Source organism: Kordia sp. E, assembly GCF_056033805.1.
In genome coordinates, this window is sequence record NZ_JBRASR010000002.1 from 1,718,979 (window position 1) to 1,732,814 (window position 13,836).

The window sequence follows — 13,836 nt, forward strand, 5'->3', positions numbered from 1 at the left end:
AACTATGTGTGTGTCCAAAAATTACAACAAATGCTTTGTTATTTTTGAACTCATTGGTTTTGTGAATGAAAAATAATAATCAATAAGATTTCCTTTAGCGTCAATCAAGTACTTTTGGAAATTCCATTTCACACTCGAATTCTTTTTACCGTTTAGTTTTTTTGAAGTTAACCAAGTATACAAAGGATGTTGTTTGCTTCCTTTTACGTGTAATTTCTCAGTAAGTAAAAAAGTAACGCCAAAATTCAATTCGCAAAATTCTAGAATTTCTGAAGTATTTCCAGGCTCTTGTTTGCCAAATTGATTGCATGGAGAACCGATAACGACAAGTTCTTCTGGGTAAGTATCACTAAGTAATTGCAACTCTTTATACTGTTTCGTAAACCCACATTTAGAAGCCACATTCACAAAAAGTATTTTCTTTGACTCAAAATCCCTAAGTGAAATAGGCTTGCCACTTATGTCATTAATCGGGATATCATACATAGATGGTTTTTCCGTTTCAACAGCGCTATTTGATCGCAATTTTGCTTTATCAGTTGTTTTCATAAGTATAAGCTTGAAAATGTAGTTCCGAAATCCATTTCAGAATTGATATATAAAATGAAGTTTCTTTACAGGTAACTAAGCAAAAATAATCATTTTGTTTATCTTTTTATAGACATGATATAGCTCAAAAAGATAAATCAGCGTTAAAATAGTAAAGAAAACACATTAAAATTTTTCCATTACAGACATACTTATAACTTTGTAAGTTCATACTTATTCAAAAATATTCATAATCGGATAAAAAGAACAATAAAATGAGTAATACAGAACGTAAGAGAAGAGAAGCACTTATATATCATGCGAAGCCACAGCCAGGAAAGATAAAAGTGGTTCCAACAAAAAGATATACAACGCAAAGAGATTTGTCATTAGCTTATTCTCCAGGAGTTGCCGAACCTTGTTTAGAGATTGAAAAAGATAAGAAAAACGTTTATAAATACACTACAAAAGGAAACTTAGTTGCTGTAATATCAAACGGAACAGCTGTATTAGGCTTGGGAGATATTGGACCTGAAGCTTCTAAACCAGTTATGGAAGGGAAAGGGTTATTGTTTAAAATTTTTGCAGATATTGATGTTTTTGATATAGAGATAGATACGAAAGATGTAGATAAATTCATTGAAACTGTAAAAAATATAGCGCCTACTTTTGGGGGAATCAATTTAGAAGATATTAAAGCTCCTGAAGCATTTGAGATAGAAAGACGCTTAAAAGAAGAATTGGATATTCCTGTGATGCATGATGATCAGCATGGTACAGCAATTATTTCTGCAGCCGCATTACTTAACGCTTTAGAATTGGTGAATAAGAAAATTGACAAAGTTAAATTTGTCATTAATGGAGCTGGTGCAGCGGCAATATCTTGTACCAAACTGTATAAGGCTTTTGGAGCAAAAGATGAAAATATAGTCATGCTGGATAGTAAAGGTGTGATAAGAAAAGATAGAGATAACCTTACTTCGCAAAAACTAGAATTTGCTACTGATAGAAACATTTATACTCTAGAAGAAGCAATGGAGCAAGCTGATGTATTTATTGGGTTGTCTAGAGCGGATATGGTTTCAGAGGACATGTTATTAAGCATGAATGCCGATCCGATTGTATTTGCAATGGCAAATCCAAACCCAGAAATTCCATACACAAAAGCAATAGCTACTCGTGATGATATCATTATGGCAACAGGACGATCTGATCATCCTAATCAGGTAAACAATGTTCTTGGTTTTCCGTTTATATTTCGTGGAGCACTTGATGTAAGAGCTACAAAAATTAACGAAGCTATGAAAATGGCAGCAGTAAAAGCGTTAGCCGAATTAGCAAAAGAACCAGTGCCTGAGCAAGTAAATATAGCATACGGAGAAACAAAACTCAATTTTGGAAAAGATTACATCATTCCAAAACCATTTGATCCAAGACTTATTGCAAAAATTCCGCCTGCAATTGCAAAAGCTGCAATGGATTCAGGTGTTGCTACAGAGCCTATTGAAGATTGGGCGCGTTATGAAGACGAACTTTTACACCGTTTAGGAGCTGACAATAAAATTATTCGATTATTGCACAAAAGAGCACGTACCAATCCAAAACGTGTTGTATTTGCCGAAGCAGATCATTTAGATGTTCTAAAAGCTGCGCAATATGTATATGATGAAGGAATTGGAGTTCCAATTCTTTTAGGGAATGAAAAATTAATTCATGAATTAAGGACAGAATTAGAATTTGATGGTGATGTGGAAATCATTGATCCTAAAAGTAGTGAGCAAAAAGAACGTAGAGAGAAATTTGCACAAATTTATTGGGAATCCAGAAAACGTAAAGGAGTTACAATAATTGATGCGCAAAAGAAAATGCGAGAACGTAATTACTTTGCAGCCATGTTAGTAAATGATGGTTTTGCTGATGGATTAATCTCAGGATATTCTAGAAGTTACCCAACAGTTGTAAAACCAATGCTAGAACTTATTGGAACGGCAAATGGCGTGAAAAAAGTAGCAACAACAAACTTGATGATCACAGAGCGTGGACCAATGTTTTTATCTGATACGTCTATCAATATTGACCCTTCTGCACGCGAATTGGCAAAAATTGCGCAAATGACAGCCTTAACCGTAAAAATGTTCGGATTAGAGCCAAACATTGCGATGTTGTCATATTCAAACTTTGGTTCATCTGAACATGAAAGAGCTACAAAAGTAAGTGAGGCTGTTGAATATTTACACAAATTTTATCCAGATATCAATGTTGATGGAGCTTTACAATCCGATTTTGCGCTAAACAGAGAAATGTTAGCAGAAAAATTTCCATTCTCAAAATTGGCAGGAAAAGAAGTAAATACACTTGTGTTTCCAAATCTTGATGCGGCAAACATTACGTATAAGCTTATGAAAGAGCTAAATAAAGCAGATTCTATTGGACCTATAATGCTAGGAATGAGTAAGCCTGTTCACATATTACAGTTAGGTGCAAGTGTCAATGAAATGATAAATATGGCGGCTGTTGTAGTGGTTGATGCACAGGAAAAAGAAAAATGGCAACAACGAAAAGAGGAATCATAAAAACGATTACTATGTAACATTCGTCTATTAAAGGCGAAAATCGTTAAGTAAATGTGAATAAATTTATTACATTTGGAACTTTAACTAGTTGCAAATAGATGATTACTCACATACAAGGGAAACTCGTAGAGAAAAATCCAACGGATGTCGTGATAGAATGTAATGGAGTAGGATATTTCATCAACATCTCATTAACGACGTATTCTCAAATCCCGAATCAGGAAAATATAAAACTATTTACACATCTTTACGTACGTGAAGATGCACAGTCATTATATGGTTTTTTTCAAAAAAGTGAACGTGCCGTTTTTCGCTTGTTGATCTCGGTTTCAGGGATTGGAACGAGTACAGCGCGTACAATGTTATCTTCATTAACAGCAGAAAGTGTTTGTGAAGCAATTGGTTCAGGAGATGTAGCTACCATTCAAAGTGTTAAAGGAATTGGAGCTAAAACAGCACAACGCGTAATTATAGAATTAAAAGACAAAGTCTTAAAATTATATGATCTTGAAGAAGTTTCAATGTCTGAAAGCAATACAAACAAAGAAGAAACGTTATCTGCTTTGGAAGTATTAGGTTTTGCAAGAAAACAATCTGAAAGAATCCTCGATAAAATAATTAAAGAAATGCCAAATGGAAGTGTAGAAGAATTGATAAAATTGGCTTTAAAAAACTTATAAGTACCTTGAAAAATATTACCAACCTAATAACAAAAACCGCGAAAAATACGCTTGTCGTATTTGCTTTGTTATTTTCATCTATACTTGTAGCGCAAGAACCGACAACGACGCCGCAAGATTCAACTGCTACGCAGACAGGCTTTGCTTTGGGTAAAATAAAACTCAAAGATCCGTCCAGTATTATACTCAAATATACATACGATCCAAAAATAGATAGATACATCTACACGGAATCTGTTGCAAATTTTGATATACGTTATCCGTTAATTTTAACGCCTAAGCAATACCGTGAGTTATTGTTGAAGGAAAGTATGAAAGGGTATTTCAAAGAAAAACTAGATGCAATTTCAGGTAAAAAAGATGGTTCAGAAGATGGACAGAAAAATTTATTGCCAAAATTCTATATCAATTCAAACTTCTTTGAAAGTATATTTGGAGGAAATACCATTGAAGTAATTCCACAAGGTTCGGTAGCGATGGATTTAGGAATTCGTTTTCAAAAAAATGACAATCCAGCATTATCTCCAAGAAACCGAAGCAATCTAAGTTTTGACTTTGATCAACGAATCAGTCTAAGTTTACTCGGTAAAGTTGGAGAACGATTAAAAGTTACAGCTAACTACGATACGGAATCTACGTTTGACTTTCAAAATCAAATTAAATTAGAATATACACCAACAGAAGATGACATTCTTCAAAAAATTGAAGTTGGTAACGTAAGTATGCCATTAAATAGTTCTTTAATTACGGGAGCGCAAAGTTTATTTGGTGTAAAAACAGAATTGCAATTTGGAAAAACACGTATTACAGGAGTATTCTCTGAGCAACGTTCACAAACCAGAACCATTACCTCAGAAGGTGGTGGAACTATTGAAGAATTTGAATTATTTGCATTAGACTACGATGAAGATCGTCACTTCTTTCTATCACAATACTTTAGAGATCGATATGATGTTGCTTTAGAAAACTATCCTTTCGAAAATACACCTGTAGAAATTACAAGAGTAGAAGTTTGGGTAACAAACAGATCTGCACGAACTGAAAATGTAAGAAACATTGTTGGTTTACAAGATTTAGGAGAATCAAATCCAGATAAAGTTAGAACTTCGCAAGCATCATTTTTTAACACTGCAAACCCAAATGCTTTGCCGGATAATGAAAATAATAAATATGATCCAGAAGCTATTGGGACTACAGGTTCTGTATTAAATGATCAAATTAGAGATATTGCAACCGTTCAGTTAGGGTTTCCTGCTGCTGCCAATGCACAAGAAGGATTTGATTATGTATATCTTGAAAATGCTCGAAAATTAAATGAAAACGAATACCAAATAAGTACAAAGCTTGGTTATATTTCCTTAAATCAACGTTTAAGTAATGATGAAGTATTAGCCGTTGCATTCCAATACACAGCAAACGGACAAGTGCATCAAGTTGGTGAATTTGCCAATGGAGGAATTGATGCGACGCAGGTAACAAATACAGATCCTAGCGGAAATCCAACACAAATAGAAAATCAAAACTTAGTTGTAAAACTATTAAAAAGTAGTATTACTGAAGTTGCAGATCCAATTTGGGATTTAATGATGAAAAATATCTATGCAACAAACGCATACCAACTAAGTCCAGATGATTTCAGATTAAACATTTTATATACAGATCCATCGCCAGTAAACTATATTACAGCAGCTGAAGGCGGTCCAGCACTTCCTGCGGACATTGCAGATGAGATTTTATTAAAAGTATTTAATTTAGATCGATTAGACATTTATCAAAATCCACAAGCTGGTGGAGACGGTTTCTTTGATTACTATCCAGGAATTACGGTAGATCAAGAATTTGGTCGAATCATTTTTACGAAAGTAGAACCGTTTGGGGATTACTTATTTGAAAAATTAAGAAACGCCGCTTCGGAAAACTATGATATTCCAGCCAACTATAATGCTAACCAAACGAAATATGTATACAGATCCATGTATGTAGAAACAAAAGCTGGTGCATTAGATGATGCTGAATTAAATAAATTCCAATTAAAAGGTAGATACAAATCAGAAAGTGGAGATGGAATTCCATTAGGAGCATTCAACGTGCCAAGAGGTTCCGTAGTTGTAACAGCTGGAGGAAGAGTATTACAAGAAGGAATTGACTATACAGTAAACTATCAATTAGGAAGAGTTCAAATCCTAGATGAAGCACTAAAAGCTTCAAACACACCAATTGATGTTTCGGTAGAAAATAATTCATTATTTGGACAACAAAACAAACGATTTACAGGAATAAATGTTGAACATCAATTCAATAAAAATTTCTTACTTGGAGCTACATTCTTAAACTTAAATGAGCGACCAATTACGCAGAAAGCAAATTATGGTTCAGAACCAGTAAACAATTCCATCTTTGGAATTAACGGTAATTATTCAACAGAAGTTCCTTTTCTAACACGATTAGTAAACAAATTGCCAAACATTGATACGGATGTAGTTTCAAACTTATCAGTACGTGGAGAATTTGCATACCTGTCACCAGGAAGTCCTAAAAATGCTGACTTTGCAGGGGAATCAACGGCATATGTAGATGATTTTGAAGGAGCGCAATCTACGATAGATATAAAATCTCCATTAGGATGGTTTTTATCGAGTGTGCCAGGAACACAAGGAAATATATTAGGTGATAACTTAGGTGGACAGTTTTCAAACGATCAAGCAGTAGGATTTCAAAGAGCAAAGCTTGCTTGGTATACAATTGATCCTGTATTTTATGGGAATCGAGCGCCTGGAGGAATTAGCGTTGATGAATTATCAACCAATGAAACACGTAGAGTATTTGTAGATGAAATATTCCCGCAAACGGATATTGCCATTGGACAAACAAATCTGCAAACAACATTAGATTTAGCATTTTATCCAGACGAAAGAGGACCATACAATAACAACCCTAACTTCAATGGACAATTACCAGAAAGTAATTTTGGAGGAATCACACGTCCAGTTACTACAACAAACTTTGAACAAGCAAATGTAGAATTTATACAATTTTGGGTATTAGATCCTACGTATGATGAAAATGGTAATCCAGATGCTAGTATTAGTGGTGAATTAGTATTCAATATTGGTAATATCTCTGAAGATGTTTTAAAGGATGGTCGTAAACAATATGAAAATGGATTACCTGAAGCTGGTGCATCAAACACGTTAGTGACACAAACTATTTGGGGAGAAGTGCCGCAAGCACAATCATTAGTGTATGCGTTTGATGCTGACGATGCTAACAGACAAGTACAAGATATTGGTTTAGATGGTTTAGATGATGTTGGAGAGGCTCAGATATATGATGTCTATTCAGGTGAAGCCGATCCTGCAGCAGATAACTATGAATACTTCTTAAATGCAAGTGGTGATGTTTTAGAACGTTACAAAAATTTCAATGGTACGCAAGGAAATTCTCCAATTGCGGTTACGGATACAAACAGAGGATCAACAACGGTTCCAGATGTAGAAGATATCAACCGAGATCAAACGATGAATACAATTGATAATTACTATCAATTCAGAATTCCAATTAACTCTACTATTGGTACATCAACACCATATATTATAGAAGAACGTTTTACAAACCCTGCTGTGCCTAATGAAAGTTCGGTTCAAGCACGTTGGCTTCAGGTGAAAATTCCAATTGCAGACTTTAACAGATCTGCGGATGCGACAGTTACACCAGATGAAAAAATTCCATTAAACGATTTACGTTCTATTCGTTTCATTCGTATGTATATGACAGGATTTGACCAACCTGTAGTATTACGTTTTGCAACATTAGATTTAATTCGTGGTGATTGGAGACGTTATAACTTAACGTTACAAGAAAATGGTGATGATCCACAAACTGGTGGAGATGAAGCAACACAGTTTGATGTAAATACAGTAAACATTGAAGAAAACTCAAACAAAGACCCAATTGGATATGTAACACCTCCAGGAGTTGTACGTGAACAATTAAACAATAACAATACAGTACTTCGTCAAAATGAGCAATCATTAGCAATGTCAATTTGTGAATTAGAATCAGGAGATTCCAGAGGTGTATTCAAAAATATTGACATTGATTTACGACAGTATAAAAAATTAAAAATGTTTGTCCATGCAGAATCACTAATTGGACAGTCAAATCAATTAACAGATCAGCAAGCAGTTGCGTTTTTGCGAATTGGTAATGATTTTACGCAAAACTACTATCAAGTAGAAATTCCATTAAATGTTACATTAGACAATGAATCTTCGCCAGAAGATGTTTGGAGAAATGAATTTGATATTCCATTGTCATTGCTAACACGTATAAAAGCAGCAAATTTCAACAATGCTTTGGGTGCATCAGAGGCAGCCTATTATAATGAAAATGCTGAACCAATTACAAATCAATTTGCAGATTACGGACCAGATGAGCGCATGAGAATTGCCATCATTGGAAATCCAACGATTGGTCGTGTGCGTTCTATGATGGTTGGTATTAAAAATTCAACAGCACAAAGTTTAGATGCTACAGATACGCCAGTTGGTGGACAACTGATTTGTGGTGAATTTTGGTTTAATGAATTACGTTTGTCTGAACTAGAAAATGAAGGTGGTTGGGCAGCTGTAGGTTCGTTAGATGCAAATATTGCTGATTTTGCAAATGTATCAGCAACAGGTAGAATAAGTACCGTTGGTTTTGGAACATTAGAGCAATCGCCAAATGAGCGTAGTAGAGAAGATGTAAAACAATATGATATTGTAACCAATGTAAACGTTGGTCAATTACTTCCAAAAAAATGGGGTGTTAAAATTCCATTCAATTATAGTATTGGTGAAGAAATCATTACACCTGAATTTGATCCATTCTATCAAGATATTCGTTTAGAAGATCGATTAGATTTAGCAGAAACACAAGCTGAAAAAGATAGAATCAATGAAGAAGCGATAAGTTATACAAAGCGAAAAAGTATCAACTTCATTGGAGTTCGAAAGGAAAGAGGCGCAGAGCAAAAACCACGTTTCTATGATGTGGAAAACCTTACGCTATCATATTCATACAATGAAATAGAGCATCATGATTATGAAATAAAATCATTGCGTGATCAAAATGTACGTGCTGGATTTGATTATAACTATAACTTTCAACCAAAATCTATTGAACCTTTTAAGAAATCAGATTCGCTATTTACAGGGAAATATTGGAAATGGTTAAAAGATTTCAACTTCAATCCATTACCGACAAGTATATCATTAAACTCTAACATAACAAGAAGTTTCAATGATCAGGTATATAGAGATCCTTTATTGCCAGATGCGGAATTAGAAAACTTACCACGATTACAACAGCGTAATTTCCTATTCGATTGGTCATATGCAGTGAATTATAACTTAACAAACTCGTTGCGTTTCAACTTTACGGCAGCAAACAATAATATCATCCAAAACTACTTTGATGAAGATGGAGATGTTGATGTTGATTACGGAATTTGGGACGGATTTTGGGATGTAGGTGATCCAAATACGCATACGCAATCATTGCAATTAACGTATGAATTGCCATTAAACAAAATTCCAACATTTAGCTTTATAAATGCTACATACACGTACACAGGAGATTTTAACTGGCAACGTGGTTCGGATGTGTTACAAGAAGTTTCAGGAGAACGTTTAAATACAATTCAAAACGCAAACACACATAACATCAATGCTTCTCTTGATATGACCAAATTCTATAAATATATAGGTTTGGTAAGAAAGCGTAAAGGAAATCGTAAAACAAACCTACGAGGCGGAAACAAAACAAAACCAGGGCCAGGAACTCCGGGAGACGCTATTGCTGATAAAAACAAAAAGAGCAATTCTAAAGGTGTAGGAGCTAAAATATTTAACACTGCTGTGGATATCTTAGGAAGTGTAAAAAGAATAAATATAAGTTACTCAGAAAATAATGGTAAAGTATTACCTGGATATACGCCATCAATTGGATTCATAGGAACATTAAAGCCTTCTATTGGATTCGTATTTGGTAGTCAGGCTGATGTTCGATACGAAGCAGCTCGTCAAGGATACTTAACAGAATTTTCAGAATTCAACCAACAATTTACGCAAGTTCATAACAAAACATTAGACGTAACGGCGTTAGTTGAACCGCTAAGAGATTTAAAAATTGATATTATTGCGAATCGAAACTATTCTGAAAACTTCTCAGAGCAGTTCAATGTTCAAAATGGGGAATACATTTCGTTGTCACCAAATGGTGCAGGAAATACATTCGGAAACTTCGGAATATCAACACTACTTATCAAAACGGCATTTAAGCAAAGTGATGAAAGTAACTCTGAAACGTTCTCGCAATTTGAAGATAACAGAGAAATTATTGCAAGACGTTTGGCAATAGCTAATGGACAACCACTAACAGATACAGATGGTGATGGTTTTCCAGATGGATTTGGAAAAACAAATCAAGCAGTATTATTACCAGCATTCTTAGCTGCATACTCAGGAAAAGATGCAAATGATATAAAATTAGGCGCTTTTAGAGATGTGCCACTTCCAAACTGGACTATAAAGTATACTGGTTTAATGCGATTAAAATGGTTCAAAAAACGTTTCAAACGTTTCTCATTATCGCATGGATATCGCTCAAGTTACACAATCAATTCATTTAGAAACAACTTGGATTACGATGCAGCCAATCCATTTGCCGCTTCAAACTTAGATCAAGGAGAAAATTTTCACAATCAAAACATATTCTCTAACATTAACTTAGTGGAGCAATTCAATCCATTAATTAGAATTGATTTTGAAATGAAAAATTCAATCAAAATCTTAGCAGAAGTAAAACGTGATAGAGCTTTATCGTTAAGCTTTGATAACAACTTACTAACGGAAGTTGCAGGAAACGAATACATCATGGGATTAGGATATCGTTTTAAAGATGTTCGTATAGATACCAGAATTGCAGGAAAGAAAACGACGATAAAAGGAGACTTAAACTTAAAAGCAGATTTATCCTTACGTGATAATATTACGATTATAAGAAGTCTTGATTTATTTAGTAATCAAGTAACTGCCGGACAAACATTGTGGTCTTTAAAATTTACAGCTGACTATGCATTAAGTAAAAACTTAACAGCATTATTTTACTACGATCATACGTTCTCTAAATTTGCCGTATCTACTGCGTTTCCACAAACAACAATACGATCAGGTTTCACACTCCGATACAATTTTGGAAATTAACAATAATTGGAGTTGAAAACTTAGAGATAAAGAATTACATTTGCTAACACCATAACAAAAAATATACATAGTAAAATGAATATACCAGCAGATTTAAAGTATACAAAAGACCACGAATGGGTAAAAGTTGAAGGTACTGTTGCTACCGTAGGAGTTACAGACTTTGCTCAAAGCGAATTAGGAGATATTGTATATGTTGATATAGATACATTAGATGAGGAAGTAGCCAAAGATGACGTTTTTGGAACAGTTGAAGCTGTAAAAACAGTTTCTGACTTATTTATGCCATTGTCTGGAGAAGTTGCTGAATTCAATGAAGAGTTAGAAGATGATCCAGAATTGGTAAATACTGACCCTTACGGAAAAGGTTGGATGATTAAAATCAACATTACTGATGAATCACAAGTTGATGATTTACTAAGTGCTGAAGCATATAAAGAATTGGTCGGTGCGTAAGTACTTATTTTCGATTTTGGCAATCGTTTGGACATTAATTATTACATTCTTAAGTTTAGCATCACTTAAAGGTGGTCCGAAACTACCATTTTCCTTTGCGGATAAAATTATACATGGAATCATCTATTTTACATTCGCAATAAGTTGGTTTATAGCATTTACAAAAGGAAAAACAACTCCTTTTTTATCTAAAAATGCAGTATTAATTAGCGTTCTATTTGCAATAGCATATGGAATTATCATGGAGTTGATGCAGGAGACACTAGTCGAAAACAGACAAGGAGATTGGCAAGATGCACTAGCAAATGCTGCAGGAGCAATTGTGGCAGGAATTTTGATAAAGTATTTCATATCAAACACTTTTAAATTAAAAACGAAAAATTAATTGTTTTTTTTGCTAATAAATAATTAAATTAGCAAACATTAAAACTTATATTATTATGGAAGCAAAGAAGAATCCAGATGTTGATTTAAGAAAAAACAGTTTTTTTTACCTTGCTTTAGGACTTGCGTTAGTAACGTTCCTAATGTGGCAAAGTATAGAATGGACTGCTTACGATAAAGTACAACAGCAAGAAACAGCAGAAATGCTTGAAGATGATGAGGAAGAAATGATCATGACTCAGCAATTACAACAACCGCCGCCACCGCCACCGCCACCAGCTCCAGAAATTATTGAAGTTGTAGAAGATGAAGAAGAAGTGGAAGAAACTGTAATTGAATCTACTGAAACAACTGAAGAAGAAGTGATTCAGGAAGTTGAAACTGTAGAAATAGAAGAAGAAGAAGAAGTAATTGAAGACGTACCATTCTCAATTATTGAAGATGCGCCTGTATTTCCAGGATGTGAAAAACATGCAAGTAAGGCAGCGCGAAAAAAATGTATGTCTGAAAAAGTACAAAAACACGTAAATAGAAAATTTAATACAGATTTAGCTTCTGACTTAGATTTAGAAGGTGTTCAGAAAATATATGTAGTATTTACAATTGATAAACAAGGAAATATTACAGGTGTACGTTCAAGAGCTCCACACCCAAGATTAGCAAAAGAAGCTGAAAAGGTAGTAAAGAGTTTACCAAGAATGAAGCCAGGAAAACAAAGAGGAAAAACTGTAAAAGTAACATACAACTTACCAATCGTTTTCAAGGTACAGTAACATAACAGTACACATACACAAAATAAAAAGGAAAGTCTGAGCAATTTGCTCGGACTTTCCTTTTTTGGTATGCTTCTTGTGATTAACACTTCATTAACATTAAAACCGATTTATTATGAACAAAGTTAATCACAGTGAAAATGTGAGCGGAAAAGGTGTACGCGAAAGTCACCTAGCAAAAAAGGACGATCTCCGCATTCAAAAAAATCCTTTTTTAAGATTCTCAGTTAGCCTCATGCTGAGTTTATTTTTAGTATACACAGTATTTCAAGTACAAGCAGCAGTTCCGGTAGCGGAAGTAGCTGACTCAACTCTAGTTCAAGATCCAGATACGTATGTAATGGAAGATTTTAGAGTAGAGCAAAAGCTAGTTGAAAAAATCAAAGAGCCAGAGCCAAAAGTGGAATCTAAGATTGTATATGATAAAGTTGATCCAGTGGATGATGATACTGAAATAAAAGAGGAAGTAATCAAAACACAGGAAGATGCTAAAGAAGTTACCAAGCTTGTGGATACTAGTAATGTGGATGTAGCAGATGATACTGAGGAGATTGAAGAAATTCCTTTTACGATGATTGAAGATGCACCAATATTCCCAGGTTGTGAAAAGTATAAGTCTTCTAAGGCAAAACTTAAAAAGTGTATGTCTGAAAAAATTCAGAAACATGTCAACAGAAAATTCAATAAAAGCTTAGTTGATGATTTGGATCTTGATGAAGGTAGAAAAAGAATCACAGTATTATTTACAATTGACGAAAATGGAGTTGTATCTGAAATTAAATCTCGTGGACCACATCCAAAACTTGAAAAAGAAGCAGAGCGCGTTGTAAAATTACTTCCTAAAATGCAACCAGGAAAACAAAGAAGAAAAAATGTGAAAGTGAAATATACATTGCCAATTAATTTCATAGTAAATTAAAGCAAAAATACAAAGTATACTAAAAAAGGAAAACCGAGTTATTAACTCGGTTTTTTAGGTATACTTTCTGTGACATATCATTACATTAACATTAAAACCGATTATTATGAAAAATGTCAACTTAAAGTCTTTTGTAAATGTTACCAAGACTTACAAAGACGGTTTAATCAAAAAGTATATTGCAAAAGTACGAAAAACTAACGGACTCCGCTTTTTAAACAGCTAATTTCTGCGTATTATCGTTATATATTCGCTTTTTTAAGACTAATTGTTTCC

General features: G+C 34.1%; 8 protein-coding genes. 7 read left to right on the forward strand and 1 reads right to left on the reverse strand.

Annotated elements, in window-relative coordinates:
- Positions 1-21 precede the first annotated feature (21 nt).
- Entirely contained in the window at positions 22-549 is a 528-nt protein-coding gene (locus ACUUYC_RS10690) for a glutathione peroxidase (protein WP_474265798.1), read from the reverse strand.
- A gap of 254 nt (positions 550-803) precedes the next feature.
- Here ACUUYC_RS10690 and ACUUYC_RS10695 point away from each other — a divergent pair, with 254 nt between their 5' ends.
- From ACUUYC_RS10695 to ACUUYC_RS10725, 7 genes are all read left to right on the forward strand, one after another.
- A complete protein-coding gene (locus ACUUYC_RS10695; RefSeq protein ID WP_474265799.1) occupies positions 804-3,101 on the forward strand; it encodes an NADP-dependent malic enzyme in 2,298 nt (765 codons plus the stop codon).
- 98 nt (positions 3,102-3,199) lie between these two features.
- Positions 3,200-3,781 carry a Holliday junction branch migration protein RuvA gene (gene ruvA, locus ACUUYC_RS10700; RefSeq protein ID WP_474265800.1) on the forward strand — a complete coding sequence of 194 codons (582 nt, stop codon included), beginning with the start codon at positions 3,200-3,202 and terminating at the stop codon, positions 3,779-3,781.
- 5 nt (positions 3,782-3,786) lie between these two features.
- Positions 3,787-11,028, forward strand: coding sequence for a T9SS outer membrane translocon Sov/SprA (gene sov, locus ACUUYC_RS10705; RefSeq protein WP_474265801.1), 7,242 nt, complete (start codon positions 3,787-3,789; stop codon positions 11,026-11,028).
- 75 nt (positions 11,029-11,103) lie between these two features.
- Positions 11,104-11,484, forward strand: a complete 381-nt coding sequence (gene gcvH / locus ACUUYC_RS10710) for a glycine cleavage system protein GcvH (RefSeq protein ID WP_474265802.1) — start codon at positions 11,104-11,106, stop codon at positions 11,482-11,484.
- Positions 11,477-11,869 (forward strand): VanZ family protein, encoded by a 393-nt coding sequence (locus ACUUYC_RS10715; RefSeq protein ID WP_474265803.1) that lies wholly within the window; start codon positions 11,477-11,479, stop codon positions 11,867-11,869. The genes gcvH and ACUUYC_RS10715 overlap by 8 nt, the downstream gene beginning before the upstream one ends.
- A 55-nt stretch (positions 11,870-11,924) precedes the next feature.
- Positions 11,925-12,641, forward strand: coding sequence for an energy transducer TonB (locus tag ACUUYC_RS10720; RefSeq protein ID WP_474265804.1), 717 nt, complete (start codon positions 11,925-11,927; stop codon positions 12,639-12,641).
- Between the two features lie 115 nt (positions 12,642-12,756).
- Positions 12,757-13,560 carry an energy transducer TonB gene (locus ACUUYC_RS10725; RefSeq protein WP_474265805.1) on the forward strand — a complete coding sequence of 268 codons (804 nt, stop codon included), beginning with the start codon at positions 12,757-12,759 and terminating at the stop codon, positions 13,558-13,560.
- Positions 13,561-13,836: the final 276 nt, after the last annotated feature.